Genomic DNA, 17567 nt, shown 5'->3' on the forward strand with positions numbered 1-17567 from the left:
CCGGTTCCGGAACGCCGGGCGGGGGACCCGGAGGGGACCGCCTCCCGGCGGGGGGCGGGGGCCGCGGTGAGGATCCCGTCACCGAAAAATGATCGATCAAATGAGTCGTGAAGGTCACACAGGGGTTCCGGATGGGGAACACAGGGGGCAGGATGGGCAAGTTGGCGGCACTCAGTGCCGTCAATAGGCCCGATGGTCGACCCCGAGTGCACTCTCCTGAGCCGAGTGGGGGATGGTAGAGACAGTCAGGGCACCTCGAAGATGAGGCACAACGTCGGTGAGGGAAGACGTGAGCGACAACTCTGTAGTACTGCGGTACGACGGCAGCGAGTACACCTACCCGGTGATCGACAGCACCGTCGGTGACAAGGGCTTCGACATCGGGAAGCTCCGCGCCCAGTCCGGTCTGGTGACGCTGGACAGCGGCTACGGCAACACCGCCGCCTACAAATCCGCGATCACCTATCTCGACGGCGAGGCCGGCATCCTCCGGTACCGCGGCTACCCGATCGAGCAGCTGGCCGAGCGCTCCACCTTCCTGGAGGTCGCCTACCTGCTGATCAACGGCGAGCTGCCCACCGTCGACCAGCTGGCCGGGTTCAAGGGCGACATCACGCAGCACACCCTGCTGCACGAGGACGTCAAGAACTTCTACAAGGGCTTCCCGCGCGACGCCCACCCGATGGCCATGCTGTCCTCGGTGGTCTCCGCGCTGTCCACGTTCTACCAGGACAGCCACAACCCGTTCGACGAGCAGCAGCGCAACCTCTCCACCATCCGCCTGCTCGCCAAGCTCCCGACGATCGCGGCCTACGCCTACAAGAAGTCGGTCGGCCACCCGTTCGTCTACCCGCGCAACGACCTCGGCTACGTCGAGAACTTCCTGCGCATGACCTTCTCCGTGCCGGCGCAGGAGTACGAGCTCGACCCGGTCGTCGTCTCCGCCCTGGACAAGCTGCTGATCCTGCACGCGGACCACGAGCAGAACTGCTCCACCTCCACGGTCCGCCTGGTCGGCTCCTCGCAGGCGAACATGTTCGCCTCGATCTCCGCCGGCATCAACGCCCTGTGGGGCCCGCTGCACGGCGGCGCCAACCAGTCGGTGCTGGAGATGCTGGAAGGCATCCGCGACTCCGGCGGCGACGTCGACTCCTTCATCCGCAAGGTGAAGAACAAGGAGGACGGCGTCCGCCTGATGGGCTTCGGCCACCGGGTCTACAAGAACTTCGACCCGCGCGCCAAGATCATCAAGGCCGCCGCGCACGACGTGCTGTCCGCCCTCGGCAAGTCCGACGAGCTGCTGGACATCGCGCTCAAGCTGGAGGAGCACGCGCTCTCCGACGACTACTTCGTCTCGCGCAGCCTCTACCCGAACGTGGACTTCTACACCGGCCTGATCTACCGGGCCATGGGCTTCCCGACCGAGATGTTCACGGTGCTGTTCGCCCTCGGCCGCCTGCCGGGCTGGATCGCCCAGTGGCACGAGATGATCAAGGAGCCGGGTTCCCGCATCGGCCGCCCGCGCCAGATCTACACGGGCGTCGTCGAGCGCGACTTCGTCCCCGTCGAGAAGCGCTGACACCTGCCGGTGCGGGTGTCGTACGCCTGAGAGTGCGTCGCTGAAGGGGCGCGGGCGGCCGCGGGCCGTCGTGTGGCCGGCCGCGCCCGCGCGGCGGAGCCGCATGCCGGCACGGCCCCCGCGCCCCTTCGGGCACGTCGCACCACCGCGAAGCACGCAAAGAAGAAGGCGCCCCGGCCGCCGGTCCCCCCACGGGCCGACGAACCAGGGCGCCTTCCCATGTCCCGGTGCGGATTCCCCCCACGGGATCCGGCCGGGCGCTTGTGAGGACAGCGCCTGAATCGCTGTGTGAGCACGACGGACCTGAACCCGTCGCACTCGTCGGTGTGCGGTCTGCCGGGACATCGCACGTCGGGAGGGCCGCTCAAAGCTTCCCTGGGCGCGTGCCCCGGCAACGCAATCTCCGGAGAAGTCCCCCAAGACATCTCCAGATGCCGGGAAGCGCCCCCCAAGACGCTGCCCGACATCGCCAACTTAGACCTTCGAACCCCTTCGATGGTTACGTTCAGATCACTGTGATCTGCGTCTCTTGCATATCTCCCCACAGTGCGCAGGAGCCCGCAAATCTCTCACGAGGCCCAAGCGTAAGGAGGATGCGCGAGGCTTGTGAAGAGCTTATGTGAGGGTCTTACCGGACTCCAGGGGGCCCGCCCAACTCGAGACCTCAATGAAACGACCGCAGCCGCAGACTGTTGGTCACCACGAACACCGACGAGAACGCCATCGCGGCCCCGGCGATCATCGGGTTCAGCAGTCCCGCCGCGGCCAGCGGCAGCGCGGCCACGTTGTAGCCGAACGCCCACACGAGGTTGCCCTTGATCGTGGAGAGGGTGCGCCGGGACAGCCGTATCGCGTCCGCCGCCACTCTCAGGTCGCCGCGGACCAGGGTCAGGTCGCCCGCCTCGATCGCCGCGTCCGTGCCGGTGCCCAGGGCGAGCCCCAGGTCGGCGACGGCCAGCGCGGCCGCGTCGTTGACGCCGTCACCGACCATGGCGACGCTGTGCCCCTCCTCCTGGAGCCGCCGCACCACGTCGGCCTTGTCCTCGGGCAGCACCTCGGCGATCACCCGGTCCTCGTCGATGCCGACGGTGCGCGCCACCGCCTCGGCCACCGCCCGGTTGTCGCCCGTGAGCAGCACCGGCGTGAGCCCCAGCGCCCGCAGTGCGCGGACCGCTTCGGCGCTGGTCTCCTTCACCGTGTCGGCGACGGCGAGAACACCGCGTGCCGCCCCGTCCCAGCCGGCCACCACCGCCGTGTGCCCGGCCCGCTCGGCCTCCTCCTTGGCCCGCGCCAGCTCCGGCGGCAGCTCCCCGAACACCTCGGACAGCCGCCCCACGGCCACCTCGCGGCCCTCCACGCGCCCGCGCACCCCCCGGCCCGGCACGTTCTCGAACCGCTCGGCCCGGGGCAGCGCGCCGACCCGCTCCTGCGCGCCGGCGGCGACCGCGCGGGCCACCGGGTGCTCGGAGGCGTGCTCCAGGGCGCCCGCGAGCCGCAGCAGCTCCCGTTCGTCGGTGCCCTCGGCGGCGTGCACCGCGCGCAGGGACATCCGGCCGGTGGTGACGGTCCCGGTCTTGTCCAGGACGACGGTGTCCACGCGCCGGGTGGACTCCAGCACCTCGGGGCCCTTGATGAGGATGCCGAGCTGGGCGCCCCGCCCGGTGCCGACCATCAGCGCGGTCGGCGTGGCCAGCCCGAGGGCGCACGGACAGGCGATGATCAGCACGGCGACGGCCGCGGTGAACGCGGCGACGGTGTCGCCGGTGTTGCCCAGCCACAGTCCGAAGGTGGCGGCCGCGATGAGCAGCACCACGGGCACGAACACCCCGGCGATCCGGTCGGCGAGGCGCTGCACCTGCGCCTTGCCGGTCTGCGCGTCCTCCACCAGCTTCGCCATCCGCGCGAGCTGCGTGTCCGAGCCGATCCGGGTGGCCTCGACGACGAGCCGGCCGGCCGCGTTGACGGTGGCGCCGGTGACGGTGTCGCCGACGGTCACGTCCACCGGCACGGACTCGCCGGTCAGCATGGACGCGTCCACGGCGGAGGAACCCTCGACGACCGTGCCGTCCGTGGCGATCTTCTCGCCGGGGCGGACCACGAACCGGTCGCCCACAACCAGCCGCTCGGCCGGGACCCGCGCCTCGCGGCCGTCCCGCAGCACGGTCACGTCCTTGGCGCCCAGCTCCATCAGCGCCCGCAGCGCGGCGCCCGCACGGCGCTTGGAGCGGTCCTCCAGATAGCGGCCGAGCAGGAGGAACGCGGTGACGCCGGCGGCGACCTCCAGATAGAGGGCGGAGGCCCCGTCGGTGCGGGACACGGTGAGTTCGAAGGGGTGCCGCATGCCCGGCGCGCCCGCGTCACCGAGGAACAGCGCCCACAGCGACCAGCCGAACGCGGCCAGCGTGCCCACCGACACCAGGGTGTCCATGGTGGCCGCGCCGTGCCGCAGGTTGGTCCAGGCGGCCCGGTGGAACGGCGCCGCGCCCCACACCACGACCGGCGCGGCGAGGGTCAGGGAGAGCCACTGCCAGTGGTCGAACTGCAGGGGCGGAACCATCGCCAGCAGCACCACCGGCAGGGAGAGCAGCGCGGAAACGATCAGCCGGGTGCGCAGGGCGGCCGTCCCGGGGTCGGCCTCGGAGGCCGTCTCCTGCTCGTCCTGCCGCTCGGGCGCCGGTTCCTCGGCGGTGTAACCGGTCTTCACCACCGTGGTGATCAGGTCGGCGACCCCGACGCCCGGCGGATACGTGATCCGGGCCTTCTCGGTCGCGTAGTTCACCGTGGCGGTGACGCCCTCCATGCGGTTGAGCTTCTTCTCGACACGGGCCGCGCAGGAGGCGCAGGTCATTCCGCCGATGAGCAGTTCGACCTCGGAGAGGGCCGGCTGCCCGGCGGCGGTCGGCGCCTCGGGGGCGGTGGTGCTGGTCATGTCCGTGCTCCAGGGACGTCCGGGATGCGGGGCGGCGGCGGGCCGGGCCGGAGGGACCGGTCCTCCGGGTGGCCGGCACGGCCCGGTTCACGCCGCGTGGGGTGCCTCGGGGGACGGCCCCGGGTCAGACCGTGCCGGCCAGCTCGAAGCCGGCCTCGTCGACGGCGGCGCGCACGGCGGCCTCGTCGAGCGGGGCCGCGGAGACCACGGTCACCTCGCCGGAGGAGGCGACGGCCGTCACCGAGCTGACGCCGGGGAGCTGCGAGATCTCGCCGGAGACGGCGCCCTCGCAGTGCCCGCAGCTCATCCCGGTCACCTTGTAGACGGTGGTGACGGAACCCTGGGTGTCGGTCTGGGACGTCATGTCGTTCTCCTCGTCGGGACGTGGGGGTGTGCAGGGGGTCGCCGGGGCCGCTGAGGACCCCGTCTCCCTCACACTATACCCCTAGGGGGTATCAATCCGGGACAGGGCGCACGGGAACGGAGCGGCCCGCGCGCCGGGGTGCGACGGCCCGGGGATAGCGTTCCGGCGACAGCGGCGATCACCGGAAGGCGGGACCTGGCATGCGAGCGGTGGTGTTCGAGCGGTACGGGGAACCGGCCGAGGTGCGCGAGGTCGCGGACCCGGAACCGGCGGAGCACGGGGTGGTGGTCCGCGTGGAGGCCACCGGCCTGTGCCGCAGCGACTGGCACGCCTGGCGGGGCCACGACCCGGACATCGCCCTCCCGCACGTCCCCGGGCACGAACTCGCCGGAGTCGTCGAGGCGGCCGGCGCCCGGGTCACCCGCTGGCGCGCGGGGGACCGGGTCACCGTGCCGTTCGTCTGCGCCTGCGGCTCCTGCCCCGCCTGCGCGGCCGGCGACCAGCAGGTGTGCGAGCGCCAGACCCAGCCCGGCTTCACCCACTGGGGCTCCTTCGCCCAGTACGTGGCCCTCGACCACGCCGACGTGAACCTGGTCGCCGTGCCCGACGGCATGGCGTACGCCACGGCCGCCTCCCTCGGCTGCCGGTTCGCCACCGCCTACCGGGCCGTGGTGCAGCGGGGCCGGGTCGCGGCGGGGGAGTGGGTGGCGGTGCACGGCTGCGGGGGCGTCGGCCTGTCCGCGGTGATGATCGCGGCGGCGGCCGGCGCGCGGGTCGTCGCGGTCGACGTGTCACCGGGCGCCCTCGCTCTGGCCCGGCGGTTCGGCGCGGCGGAGTGCGTGGACGCCTCGGCGGCGACCGACACGGCCGGCGCGGTCCGCGAGCTGACCGGCGGCGGCGCCCACCTCTCCCTGGACGCCCTGGGCGCGCCCGCCACCTGCGCCGCCTCGGTGAACGGCCTGCGCAGGCGGGGCCGGCACGTGCAGGTGGGCCTGCTCCCCTCCGAGACGGGCACGACCCCCGTGCCCATGGCCCGCGCCGTCGCGCTGGAGCTGGAGATCCACGGCAGCCACGGCATGGCCGCGCACGCCTACCCGCCGATGCTCGATCTGGTGCGCGCCGGGGTGCTCCGCCCCGACCTGCTGGTCACCTCTGTGATCGGCCTGGACGCGGTCCCCGCGGCGCTCGCCGCGATGGACGACGCCCCGGGAGCCGGGGTCACCGTGATCGAGCCCTGGAGCTGAGCACGCGCACGGACGCCGTGCCCCCGCACGGTCGATGCGAGGGCACGGCGTCGTGCGTGCGCGTGCTCAGCCCCGGCGGTTCCGGTTGCCGGGGCGTGCGGCGGCCCAGCGGCGGACCGTGTCGGGGAGCCAGTAGGGCTTCCCGCTCTCCACCCGGTCCGGCGGCGGCAGCAGGCCGTGCTTGCGGTAGGAACGCACGGTGTCCGGTTGCACCTTGATGTGGGCCGCGATGTCCTTGTACGACCACAGCTCGGTCATGTGTGCACCTCCCCGCGCGCGCCACGGCGGCGGCCGGGGCGGCCGTCAGGGGGAGCCGGGCGTGCGCTGGCGATCGACAAGCGTGGTGCGGGAGGACGAGCCGGTCCGCTCACCGGGAGGGCGCGTGCGCGGGTGTGACGGAAGGGCCGCCCGCGTGTGACATCCGTGACGCGACCGGTGCATTTGTGACAGGAGTGACGCACAGGCGCACTCCGGCACACCGGCGGGGCGCATTGACGTCCGCGGCGTCCTTCCCCACCGGTCCGGCCGCTTTTCCGGTGGTGGCGGTGACATTCTCGTCCGAATGTCCGGACAAAACATTGACAGGGCTTCGCGCGCGGGGCTAGAACTCGGGAGAGCCCTCGGACCCCGCAGGGCGGACGAGACGTGCGAAGGGAGCGTCATGGCGAGCCTCCACCGCCGCCGGGCGCTTTCCGGCCGTCGGGGCGCCCATGGCGTCGCCCCGTCACAGATCGCCTCCGGCGCGGGAGGCCGCCTCGCTTTGGCAGGAGCGAGGTGCGAGCGACGACTCCCCGCCCGCCGCGGCCCCGCGCCGGAGGTTCCGTCCCGGACGCCCGCCCCCAGGACCCATGTGTCCACTCGGGGGCCCGAACGGCCGACACAGTGTCGGGCCCGCCCGGCGCCCCGTCACTGGTGGGATGGGGCCGTGGCCGTCGCCGCGGCGCGCCCGCCCGCGGCACCGCCCCATGAGCTGTACGAACGGCACGTCTCCACCCGACGCCGCCCTCTGCGAAGGAGTTCTCGGTCATGACGAAGATCGTCAACCACTGGATCGGCGGCAAGACCGCCGAAGGCGCCTCGGGAACCTACGGCCCGGTGACGAACCCGGCGACCGGCGAGGTCACCACCAAGGTCGCCTTCGCCTCCGTCGAGGAGGTCGACGCCGCGGTCGCCGCCGCCAAGGAGGCGTTCCGGACCTGGGGGCAGTCCTCCCTCGCCCAGCGCACCTCGATCCTGTTCAGGTTCCGCGCGCTGCTCGACGCCCACCGCGACGAGATCGCCGAGCTGATCACCGCCGAGCACGGCAAGGTGCACTCCGACGCCCTCGGCGAGGTCGCGCGCGGCCTGGAGATCGTCGACCTGGCCTGCGGCATCAACGTCCAGCTCAAGGGCGAGCTGTCCACCCAGGTGGCCAGCCGCGTGGACGTGGCGTCCATCCGTCAGCCGCTCGGCGTGGTCGCCGGCATCACCCCGTTCAACTTCCCGGCGATGGTGCCGATGTGGATGTTCCCCCTCGCCATCGCCTGCGGCAACACCTTCGTGCTCAAGCCCAGCGAGAAGGACCCGTCCGCCTCCGTCCGCCTCGCCGAGCTGCTCGCCGAGGCCGGACTGCCCGAGGGCGTGTTCAACGTGGTGCACGGCGACAAGGCGGCCGTCGACCGCCTCCTGGAGCACCCGGACGTCAAGGCCGTGTCCTTCGTCGGCTCCACGCCCATCGCCCGTCACATCCACACCACCGCCTCCGCCAACGGCAAGCGCGTGCAGGCCCTCGGCGGCGCCAAGAACCACATGCTGGTGCTGCCCGACGCCGACCTCGACGCGGCCGCCGACGCCGCCGTGTCCGCCGCCTACGGATCGGCCGGCGAGCGCTGCATGGCCGTCTCCGCGGTCGTCGCCGTCGGCGCGATCGGCGACGAGCTGGTGGAGAAGATCCGCGAGCGCGCCGAGAAGATCAAGATCGGCCCCGGCGACGACCCCACCTCCGAGATGGGCCCGCTGATCACCGCGACCCACCGCGACAAGGTCGCCTCCTACGTCGCCGGCGCGGCCGACGAGGGCGCCGAAGTCGTCCTGGACGGCACCGGGTACACCGTCGACGGCTACGAGAACGGCCACTGGATCGGCATCTCCCTGCTCGACAAGGTGCCGACGACCGCCAAGGCCTACCAGGACGAGATCTTCGGCCCCGTCCTGTGCGTGCTGCGCGCCGGCACGTACGAGGAGGCCCTGGACCTCATCAACGCCTCGCCGTTCGGCAACGGCGCCGCCGTCTTCACCCGGGACGGCGGCGCCGCCCGCCGCTTCCAGCTCGAGGTCGAGGCCGGCATGGTCGGCGTCAACGTCCCGATCCCGGTCCCCGTGGGCTACCACTCCTTCGGCGGCTGGAAGGACTCCCTCTTCGGCGACCACCACATCTACGGCAACGACGGCACGCACTTCTACACCCGCGGCAAGGTCGTCACCACCCGCTGGCCCGACCCGGCGGACGCCCCGGCCGGCGTCGACCTGGGCTTCCCCCGCAACCACTGAGCCCGCTCAGGGGGCGTGTGGCCGTGTACCGCGGACGCGGTACACGGCCACACCCGCGTACACCCCCGGGAGGTCACACGGTTCGGTCCGCGGTCGACACCGGACCGACAGGCGGACCCCGTACGGTTGACGCATGGATCTTCGACTGCCCGGCCTCGGGCGGCCGCGGCCCCGGCGTGCCCTCGCCGCCGCGGCCGCCGTCGTCGTGCTCGCGGGGGCCGGCACCTGGACCGCCGTCGCCTCCGACGCCGAGCCCTCCGTGCGCCGCGCCGACCGCGTCATGACCACGGACGACGGGGTGCGCATCGACACCTCCTACTTCACCGCCGGACCCGACGGGCGGCGTCCCGCCGTGCTGCTCGGCCACGGCTTCGGCGGCAGCAAGGAGGACGTCCGGGAACAGGCCGAGGACCTCGCCCGCGACGGGTACGCCGTCCTCACCTGGTCCGCGCGCGGCTTCGGCGGGTCCACCGGGAAGATCGGGCTGAACGACCCCGAGGGCGAGGTCGCCGACGTCTCCCGGCTCGTCGACTGGCTGGCCACGCGGCCCGAGGTCCGCCTCGACCAGGACGGCGACCCCCGCGTGGGCATGGCCGGCAACTCCTACGGCGGGGCCGTCGCCCTGCTCGGCGCGGGACACGACGACCGGATCGACGCCATCGCCCCGGCCATCACCTACTTCGACCTCGCCGAGGCCCTGTTCCCGGGCGGCGTGTTCAAGAAGCTGTGGGCGGGCGCCTTCGTCACCTCCGGCGGCGGCTGCGCCCGCTTCGAGCCCGAGCTGTGCGCCATGTACGAGCGGGTCGCCGAGTCCGGCGTGCCCGACGAGCGGGCGCGGGCCCTTCTCGAAGCACGCTCGCCGGCCGCCGTCGCGGACCGCATCGACGTGCCCACCCTGCTGATGCAGGGGCAGACCGACTCGCTGTTCCCGCTCGGCCAGGCCGACGCCGCCGCACGCGCGATCCGCGCCAACGGCGCCCCCGTCGGCGTCGACTGGCTCGCCGGCGGGCACGACGGCGGCGACCCCGAGACCGACCGTCTGCACGAGCGCGTCCGCGCCTGGTTCGACCGGTACCTCAAGGGCGACGAGAACGCCGACACCGGCCCCGCCTTCCGCGTCACCCGCACCGGGGGCGTCGACTCCACCGACGGCCGGGCCCAGCTGCGCGGCGCGAGCGCCGACGCCTACCCGGGCCTGCGCGGCGGCGGCCGCTCCGTGAAGCTCACCGGCCGCGAGCAGAGCTTCGCCAACCCGGCCGGCGCCAGCCCGCCCGCCGTGTCCGCGCTGCCCGGCATCGGCGGCGCCGGCGGCCTCTCCCAGCTCTCCTCCCTCGGCGTCGGCGTCTCCCTGGACTTCCCGGGCCAGCACGCCCGCTTCGAGTCCGCCCCCGTCGCCCGCGACCTGCGCATCACCGGCTCCCCGGCCGTCACCGTGCGGGTCAGGTCCACCAGCGACGACGCCGTCCTCTTCGCCAAGGTCTACGACGTCGGCCCGGACGGCCGGCAGCAGGTGCTGCCCTCCCAGCTCGTCACCCCGGTCCGCGTCGAGGGCGCCCGCGCCGGGAAGGACGTGCGGCTCACCCTCCCGGCCGTCGACCACGAGGTCCGCGAGGGCCACCGGCTGCGCCTGGTCCTCGCCTCCACCGACCTCGCCCACGCCTCCCCGGCCGCCCCGGCGACGTACACCGTGTCCCTGAGGAGCGACCTCACGGTGCCCACCGCCCCCGGCGTGACCACCGCCGCGGCCCCGCTGCCCGCGTGGGTGGTGTGGCTGCCGGTCGCCGGCGCGGCCGTCGCGCTCGCGCTGCTGCTCACCGGCCGCCGCACCGCCGCCCCGGCCCCCGATCCGGACCTGGCCGACGTACCGCTCCAGATCACCGGCCTGAGCAAGCGGTACGCCCGCTCCGTCGACCGGTACGCCGTGCGGGACCTGTCGTTCCGGGTGGAGAAGGGCCAGGTGCTCGGCCTGCTCGGGCCCAACGGCGCCGGCAAGACCACCACCCTGCGCATGCTGATGGGCCTCATCAAGCCCGACGACGGCGAGATCCGGGTGTTCGGCCACGCCGTCCGCCCCGGCGCCCCCGTGCTCTCCCGGGTCGGCGCCTTCGTCGAGGGCGCGGGCTTCCTGCCGCACCTGTCCGGCCGGGAGAACCTGGAGCTGTACTGGGCCGCCACCGGCCGCCCGCCCGGGGACGCCCACCTCGACGAGGCCCTGGAGATCGCCGGCCTCGGCGATGCCCTCGCCCGCGCGGTGCGCACCTACTCGCAGGGCATGCGCCAGCGGCTCGCCATCGCCCAGGCCATGCTCGGCCTGCCGGACCTGCTGATCCTCGACGAACCGACCAACGGCCTCGACCCGCCGCAGATCCGCGAGATGCGCGAGGTGATGATCCGGTACGCGGCCGCCGGACGCACGGTGATCGTCTCCAGCCACCTGCTGGCGGAGGTCGAGCAGTCCTGCACCCACCTCGTCGTCATGGACCGCGGCCGGCTGGTGCAGGCCGGACCGGTGCACGACATCATCGGCTCCGGCGACACCCTCCTCGTCGGCACCGTCACGCCCGTCGAGGAGCCGCTCGCCGAGAAGGTCGCCGCGCTGCCCGGCGTCGCCTCCGCCGTCCGCACCGACGAGGGACTGCTGGTCCGGCTCGGCGCCGACGGCACCGCCCCCCGGCTGATCGCGGAACTCGTCCGGCTGGAGGTGCCCGTGACGTCGGTGGGCCCCCACCGCCGCCTCGAGGACGCCTTCCTCACCCTGATCGGAGGTTCCGCATGAGCGCGCTCGCCGAGCGGGCCGAGCAGTCCGGGACCTCCGGGCCGCCCGCACCCGCCGAGACCGCCGACGGCTACCGTGCCGGCCGCACCCTGCCGCTGCGGGTCGAGCTGGTCCGCCAGCTCAAGCGGCGGCGCACCCTCGTCATGGGCGCGGTCCTCGCCGTGCTGCCGTTCGTACTGGTGATCGCCTTCGCGATCGGCGGGGAGCCGGACCGCCCCGGCGGCCGGGTGAACCTGATGGACACGGCCACCGCGTCCGGGGCCAACTTCGCCGCCGTCAACCTCTTCGTGTCGGCGGGCTTCCTGCTGGTCATCCCGGTCGCCCTGTTCTGCGGGGACACCGTCGCCTCGGAGGCCGGCTGGTCCTCCCTGCGCTACCTGCTCGCGGCGCCCGTGCCCCGGATGCGGCTGCTGTGGTCCAAGCTGATCGTCGGACTGGGGCTCAGTCTCGCCGCGATGGTGCTGCTGCCGGTGGTGGCGCTCGCCGTCGGCGCCGTCGCCTACGGCTGGGGCCCGCTGCACATCCCGACCGGCGGCACGCTCGACCCCGCCACCGCCGCCGGGCGGCTCGCGGTGGTCGTCGCGTACCTCTTCGTGTCGCAGCTGGTCACCGCCGGACTGGCGTTCTGGCTGTCCACCCGCACCGACGCCCCGCTGGGCGCGGTCGGCGGCGCCGTCGGCCTGACCATCGTCGGCAACGTCCTGGACGCCGTGACCGCCCTCGGCGACTGGCGGCACTTCCTGCCGGCTCACTGGCAGTTCGCCTGGGCGGACGCCGTCCAGCCCACCCCGGAGTGGTCCGGCATGATCCAGGGCGCGTCGGTGTCCGTGACGTACGCGCTCGTGCTGTTCGCACTGGCGTTCCGGGGGTTCGCGCGCAAGGACGTGGTGTCCTGACCTGCTCCCGCGTGACCGTCACGCGGGCCAACCGGGTGAATCTGCGCAACCGATTCCCCGCAGCGGGGTTGGAGAGGGAGACAGGCCACAGAGCAGCCGGGGCCGTGACGCGCGGCCTCGGCCGCCTCTCTCATGCCGGGGCCGGCCTCCCATCTTCAAGCAGGAAGACAACCACATTGCGACAGACCCTGAGCAGGGGAGTGTTCACGGCGGCCGCTGCCGCCACGGGCATTCTGTCCCTGTACGGAACCCCCGCCCTCGCCGACTCGTTCGCGGGGGGCGGTGCCGAGGATTCTCCCGGTGTGCTGTCCGGGAACAATGTGCAGGCGCCCGTCCATGCCCCCGTGAACGCCTGCGGCAACACCGTCACCGCCGTGGGGGCTCTCAACAGCGCGTCCGGCAACACGTGCGTCAACGAGTCCGGCGGCCACGGCGAGTCGGCCGGCGGGGCCCACGCGGCCGGCGGCGCCGAGGGCTCGCCCGGTGTGCTGTCCGGGAACAACGTGCAGGCGCCCGTCCACGCCCCCGTGAACGCCTGCGGCAACAACGTCACCGTCGTCGGCGGGCTCAACAGCGCCTCCGACAACACCTGCGCCAACGTCTCGGAGGGCTCGCACGGCGGCAAGTCCTCGGACCGCCCGGACCGCTCGGCGCACTCCCGCCACGAGACCGCCTCGGGCGTCTCGCACGCCGAGAGCGGCGGGGCCCACGCGGTCGGCGCCGCCAAGGGATCGCCCGGCGTGCTCTCCGGCAACGTCATCCAGGCGCCCGTCGACCTGTCGCTGAACGCGTGTGGCAACAGCGTCAACCTCGTCGGCCTGTTCAACGACGCCTCCGGCAACACCTGCGTCAACGAGTCCGGCCACGAGGAGAAGGAGCCGGAGAAGACGCCGGAGAAGGACAAGCCCGAGCCGCCCGCCAAGGCCGTGACGCCGCCGAAGCACGTCGAGCCGCCGGCCGTCGACACGCCGGACAGCCCGCCGCACCTCGCGGAGACCGGCACCGACGGCCTGATGGCCGCCTCCGCCGCCGGTGCCGCGCTGCTCACCGGCGGGGCCGTGCTGTACCGCCGCGGCCGCGTCGGCGCCCGCCGCTGACAGCTCCGCGGATGCCGGACCCACCCCACCCGGCATCCACACCCCCACGAAGCGTCCCCCGGACCTCCTGGTCCGGGGGACGCTTCGTGACACCGGCCGTCAGCCGCGCACCGGGGCCGGCGCGCCGCCGCGGCCGGCGCCCGCGGGCACCGGCACGGTCCCGCGCGCCGGGGCCGCCCGCAGCCGCCTGCGCACCCCCTGCACCAGCGTCGACGCCGTGAACGTCGCCCCGTGCACGAACCGCATCGCCGGACCGAACCCGGGCGCCGTCACCAGACCCGCCAGGAACAGGCCGGGGTAGGACGACTCGAAGCCCCGGCCGACCACCGGGGACCCGTCGGGCAGCGCCGTCATCGCGCCGCGCAGCTCCGCCGACAGCAGCCCCAGCCGGTCACGGTGCGCCTTGAAGCCGGTGGCGGCGATGACGTGCTCGGTCTCCAGGGTGCGCCGCGCGCCCGTCCGGTCGGCCAGCTCCAGCCGCAGCCCGCCCGGCACCGCGGCCGCCGCGGTCACCTCGTGGCCCGGCAGCAGGTCCACCGCGCGCTCCACCCGCTCCCGCACCCACCAGGCGCCCGCCGGACCCAGCGCCGTCGCCGCGATCCGGGTCCGGGTCGCCTCCGGCAGCCGCCGGAACAGCCCCGGCCGCTCCGAGTAGAACCAGTTCCGCCAGCCCGGCCCCAGACCGCTGTGCGGGGAGCGCAGCGACTGCCACCACGGCCGCTCCCACGGCGGCGGCACGTCGTTCCAGCGCAGCCGCTCCGCCCGCGCCAGCACCCGCACCCGCGTGCCCTGCTCCGCCAGCAGCGCCGCCGTCTCCAGCGCCGCCTGCCCGCCGCCGATCACCGTGACGTCCTTGCCCTGGAAGGGACCCAGGTCGCTGTGGTGGCTGCTGTGCGTCACCAGCGTCGGGTGCAGCCCGCGCAGCGCCGCCGGCACCTCGATGAACGGCATCACGCCCACCGCCAGCGCCACCGTCCGCGCGTGCAGCACCTCCCCGTCCTCGGCGACCGCGCTGAAGCCCTCCGGGCCCGACGACACCCGCGCGATCAGCCGCTCGTCCACCTCCGGCACGGCGTGGCGCGCGAACCACAGCCCGTACGAGGCGAAGTCCGCCACCGGGATCGGCTGCGCGTGACGCGCGGTCAGGCCCCGCTCGGCGCAGTACGCGTCCAGCCGCCAGCGTCCGGCCGGGTCGGACAGGTTGGACGCCCACGGCTCCGACTTCAGGAACATCCCGGCCGGCATGTGGTCCCGCCAGGACGCCATGGGCCGGCCGAGGACACGCAGGTTCAGTCCGGCGGCCGCCGCGTGCGACGCGATCGACAGACCGTACGGACCCGCGCCCACCACCAGGAGGTCGTACATCATCAGCTGCTCGCTTTCTCGTTGTCGGTCGTCAGGGAGGGCGTGTCCGCCCGGGGCGCCGGGCGCTGCGCCGGCACCTCGGCCGCGGCGCCCAGGCGCCGGCGCAGCCGGCCGGACACATGACGGACCCACAGGGCCCACATCGCCCAGCCCGGGGCGCGGTCGTCGCCCGCGTACCAGGCCAGTTCACGCCCGCCGGGCGCGGGACGCAGCGCGGCGAGGGGCGCGTAGTTCTCCACCACGAACGCCCTGCCGGCCACCGGATCGCCGCCGGACAGCGGACGCCCCGTCAGGTCCGCGTGCAGCGCCCGTACGACGTCCAGGCCCGCGCTGTCGGCGAACAGCCGGAACTGGGCGCCGGGGCGCGGGTTGAAGTCGAGGAGGTGGTAGCGGCCGGTGGTGCCGCAGCGGCGGAAGTCCAGGTCGAAGACGCCCCGGTAGCCCAGCTCGCCGGTGAGCCGCTCGGCGAGCGCGGACACCTCCGAGTTGGGCGTCCAGCGGCCCACCGCGGTCAGTCCCGCCCCGCGCGGCCAGGACAGGTGCTTGCGGCCCGGCCCGCCCGCCCGCACCGTCCCGGTGCGGTCGGCGTAGCCGTGGAAGAACCAGTCCCGGTCCGTGCCGGGCGGCAGGTACGCCTGGAGCAGCAGCGGGCTGCCCGCCTCCGCGGTGCGCGCGTGCAGTTCCCGCGCCTCGCGGGCCGTGCGCAGCACCTGTGTGCTGCGCAGCCCGGAGCCCGCCGGGAGCAGCCAGGGCCGGCTCCACTTGGCGACCACGGGCAGCCCGAGCCGCAGCGCGTCCTCGGCGGCCCGCGCCGGGGTGTCCGGGACCAGCGTGCGCGGGTGCGGCACGCCCACGGAGGCGCACACACCGGCCAGTCCGGCCTTGTCCGCGACGCGTTCGGCCAGCGCCGGCGGCATCACCGGCAGCAGGTAGGAGGGGGCCAGCTCCTCGCGCAGCCGGGCCGCGGCGATCGCGGTGGCGTCGTCCATCGGCACCAGCACCGCCGGGCGTCCCACCTGCCCGGCCACGCGGCGCAGCACGGCGAGGATCTCCTCCGCGGACGCGTCCGGGGGCGGCGGGGTGTGCAGCCGGCGCACGAACCGCGACCGGGCCACGGGACTTTTCGTGCAGTCGGCGACGACATGCACGTCCACCCCCGCCCGGCCGAGCGACCGGACGGCGCCCAGTGTTCCGTGGTGAAAGGGATTCCGGTCGATCCGCAGCACAACCGCGGGAACCCGGGTGTCAAGCAAGGACACGCATTCTCACTTTCTTCTGGCGCCGTCTCCCCCACACGGGGGAGAACGGCACTCGAAAGCCGCAGCGACAGTGGCACTGTCGTATGTCGTATGGCTGACTTCATATGACTGTTCGTCAACACCGAGGCATTGAGCAGCAGACGGACGCGAGCGAGAAGAGGAGCAGCCAATGGCCCCACAGCACAGGCGGGTCCGGGCCCGTGCCCTGGCCGTGGGCGCGGCGGCGGTCGTGGTGACGGCCGCCCTGGCGGCGGGTCCCGCGGCCGGGGCGGCGCCCACGGACGACACCGGGGCCGCGTCGCCGGGCCCCACCGGGCGTCCCGCACCGGCCGCCGGAGCACAGCCCGCACCGGCCGCCGGGCCCGCCGCGCCGGCCTTCCCCACGCCCGACGTCGGCGTCCCCGCCGTGTCCGTGCCCTACCTCCCCGCGCCCGCCGTCCCCGCCGTCCCGGAGGTGCGGCCGCCGGCGGTCGCCCCTCCGTCCACGCCCGCCCCCGCGGAGGGCGTGCCGCCGTTCGGCGCGTTCCTCGCCTCCGACGAGCGCGGCGTGGAGCGGATGGAGCAGCTCAGCCGCTGGCTCGGCGGCGCGGAACTGCGCGTGGGCCACACCTACCTGCCCGGCAACCACTGGAAGGACATCGAGGGCGACGTCGGCTTCCTCGAGGCGTGGGCGCGGTGGCGCAACGCCGACGACACACGGATGCTCGTCCTCAACGTCCCGCTCCAGGAGCGCAACGAGGCGGGCGTGCCCGACGGGGAGGTCCGCGAGCTGCTGCGGCGCGGCGCGGCCGGCGAGTTCGACCACCACTTCCGCGCCCTCGCCGAACGGCTCGTCGCGCTGAGGATCCCGGACACCGTGCTGGTGCTCGGCTGGGAGATGAACGGCATCACCTACACCCACCGCTGCGGCCCCGACCCGGAGAACTGGAAGAAGTACTGGAACCGCATCGTCACCACGATGCGTTCCGTCCCCGGCCAGGAATTCCGGTTCGAGTTCACGCCCAACCGGGGCCGCGACGCCGTGCCGTGGACGCAGTGCTATCCCGGCGACGACACCGTCGACATCATCGGAATGGACTCCTACGACCAGCCGTCCGGGATGTCCTTCGACGAACAGGTGGAGGAACCCTACGGACTCCAGGCGCACGTCGATTTCGCCAAGGCGCACGGAAAGCCCATCTCCTACCCGGAGTGGGGGCTTTTCCGCAACGGCGACAATCCCGCGTACATGCGCGGCATGCTCGCCTGGATGCAGCGGCACCGGCCCCTCTACCACACGGTGACCGACTACTGCCCGCACGGCGTGTGGCAGTGCGACGACAACCCGGAGTCCTCCCGCGTCTTCCGTTCCGCCCTCTACGGCCGCACGCCCGAGGACCCGCAGACCCCGGCGCCCGCCGAGCCGCCCGCGGGACCGGAGCTGCCGGACCACTGCGCGCCGCTGGACCTCGGACGCTGGGTGGAGCACTGGCTCGGCGGGAAGCTGTGCCTGCGCCTCGACTGGTGGTCGCGCTCCCGGTAGCGCCGGG

At 73.8% G+C, this 17567-nt stretch carries 12 protein-coding genes and 1 pseudogene; 8 read left to right on the forward strand and 5 right to left on the reverse strand.

Annotated elements, in window-relative coordinates; all coding sequences use genetic code 11:
* Nucleotides 1-289 precede the first annotated feature (289 nt).
* Nucleotides 290-1579, forward strand: coding sequence for a citrate synthase (locus C1708_RS21160; RefSeq protein WP_106414153.1), 1290 nt, complete (start codon nt 290-292; stop codon nt 1577-1579).
* 664 nt (nt 1580-2243) lie between these two features.
* Here the strand turns inward: C1708_RS21160 and C1708_RS21165 are convergent.
* Nucleotides 2244-4508 (reverse strand): heavy metal translocating P-type ATPase, encoded by a 2265-nt coding sequence (locus C1708_RS21165; protein WP_106414154.1) that lies wholly within the window; start codon nt 4506-4508, stop codon nt 2244-2246.
* Nucleotides 4509-4632: 124 nt separating this feature from the next.
* A complete protein-coding gene (locus tag C1708_RS21170) occupies nt 4633-4872 on the reverse strand; it encodes a heavy-metal-associated domain-containing protein (protein WP_006136275.1) in 240 nt (79 codons plus the stop codon).
* 200 nt (nt 4873-5072) lie between these two features.
* Between C1708_RS21170 and C1708_RS21175 the strand changes: the two genes are divergently transcribed.
* On the forward strand, nt 5073-6116 hold the full coding sequence (locus C1708_RS21175) for a zinc-dependent alcohol dehydrogenase family protein (RefSeq protein WP_106414155.1): 1044 nt from the start codon (nt 5073-5075) through the stop codon (nt 6114-6116).
* 66 nt (nt 6117-6182) lie between these two features.
* Here C1708_RS21175 and C1708_RS21180 read toward each other — a convergent pair whose 3' ends face one another.
* Nucleotides 6183-6374 (reverse strand): helix-turn-helix transcriptional regulator, encoded by a 192-nt coding sequence (locus tag C1708_RS21180; RefSeq protein WP_106414156.1) that lies wholly within the window; start codon nt 6372-6374, stop codon nt 6183-6185.
* Between the two features lie 403 nt (nt 6375-6777).
* Between C1708_RS21180 and C1708_RS36145 the strand changes: the two are divergent.
* The 5 genes and pseudogenes from C1708_RS36145 to C1708_RS21205 form a co-directional block, all read left to right on the forward strand.
* Nucleotides 6778-6939, forward strand: a pseudogene (locus C1708_RS36145) (5-deoxy-glucuronate isomerase); the annotation flags it as partial.
* A 203-nt stretch (nt 6940-7142) separates the two neighbouring features.
* The gene (mmsA, locus tag C1708_RS21190; RefSeq protein WP_106414157.1) at nt 7143-8645 is read left to right on the forward strand and encodes a CoA-acylating methylmalonate-semialdehyde dehydrogenase; all 1503 of its coding nucleotides are present in this window, start codon (nt 7143-7145) and stop codon (nt 8643-8645) included.
* A gap of 133 nt (nt 8646-8778) precedes the next feature.
* On the forward strand, nt 8779-11421 hold the full coding sequence (locus C1708_RS21195) for an alpha/beta fold hydrolase (RefSeq protein WP_106414158.1): 2643 nt from the start codon (nt 8779-8781) through the stop codon (nt 11419-11421).
* Complete coding sequence (locus tag C1708_RS21200) at nt 11418-12317, forward strand: ABC transporter permease (RefSeq protein WP_106414159.1); 900 nt, start codon at nt 11418-11420, stop codon at nt 12315-12317. Before C1708_RS21195 ends, C1708_RS21200 begins: the two co-directional genes overlap by 4 nt.
* 176 nt (nt 12318-12493) lie before the next feature.
* Entirely contained in the window at nt 12494-13414 is a 921-nt protein-coding gene (locus C1708_RS21205; RefSeq protein WP_241911299.1) for a chaplin, read from the forward strand.
* Between the two features lie 99 nt (nt 13415-13513).
* Here the strand turns inward: C1708_RS21205 and C1708_RS21210 are convergent, their stop codons facing one another.
* Nucleotides 13514-14779, reverse strand: coding sequence for an NAD(P)-binding domain-containing protein (locus C1708_RS21210; RefSeq protein ID WP_106416407.1), 1266 nt, complete (start codon nt 14777-14779; stop codon nt 13514-13516).
* A 2-nt stretch (nt 14780-14781) separates the two neighbouring features.
* On the reverse strand, nt 14782-16038 hold the full coding sequence (locus C1708_RS21215; protein WP_106414161.1) for a carboxylate--amine ligase: 1257 nt from the start codon (nt 16036-16038) through the stop codon (nt 14782-14784).
* A gap of 169 nt (nt 16039-16207) precedes the next feature.
* Here C1708_RS21215 and C1708_RS21220 point away from each other — a divergent pair, with 169 nt between their 5' ends.
* Nucleotides 16208-17560: a glycoside hydrolase family 26 protein gene (locus tag C1708_RS21220; RefSeq protein WP_198602553.1), complete on the forward strand. Its 1353-nt coding sequence runs from the start codon at nt 16208-16210 to the stop codon at nt 17558-17560.
* Nucleotides 17561-17567 lie beyond the last annotated feature (7 nt).

The sequence above is a fragment of the Streptomyces sp. DH-12 genome, from assembly GCF_002899455.1.
Classification (GTDB): Bacteria; Actinomycetota; Actinomycetes; order Streptomycetales; family Streptomycetaceae; genus Streptomyces.

Bases quoted from the DNA above. Each gene is read 5' to 3' on its own strand.
- C1708_RS21165 (WP_106414154.1), bottom strand. From the start codon at position 4,508: ATGACCAGCACCACCGCCCCCGAGGCGCCGACCGCCGCCGGGCAGCCG.
- C1708_RS21170 (WP_006136275.1), bottom strand. From the start codon at position 4,872: ATGACGTCCCAGACCGACACCCAGGGTTCCGTCACCACCGTCTACAAG.
- C1708_RS21175 (WP_106414155.1), top strand. From the start codon at position 5,073: ATGCGAGCGGTGGTGTTCGAGCGGTACGGGGAACCGGCCGAGGTGCGC.
- C1708_RS21180 (WP_106414156.1), bottom strand. From the start codon at position 6,374: ATGACCGAGCTGTGGTCGTACAAGGACATCGCGGCCCACATCAAGGTG.
- mmsA (WP_106414157.1), top strand. From the start codon at position 7,143: ATGACGAAGATCGTCAACCACTGGATCGGCGGCAAGACCGCCGAAGGC.
- C1708_RS21195 (WP_106414158.1), top strand. From the start codon at position 8,779: ATGGATCTTCGACTGCCCGGCCTCGGGCGGCCGCGGCCCCGGCGTGCC.
- C1708_RS21200 (WP_106414159.1), top strand. From the start codon at position 11,418: ATGAGCGCGCTCGCCGAGCGGGCCGAGCAGTCCGGGACCTCCGGGCCG.
- C1708_RS21210 (WP_106416407.1), bottom strand. From the start codon at position 14,779: ATGTACGACCTCCTGGTGGTGGGCGCGGGTCCGTACGGTCTGTCGATC.
- C1708_RS21220 (WP_198602553.1), top strand. From the start codon at position 16,208: ATGGCCCCACAGCACAGGCGGGTCCGGGCCCGTGCCCTGGCCGTGGGC.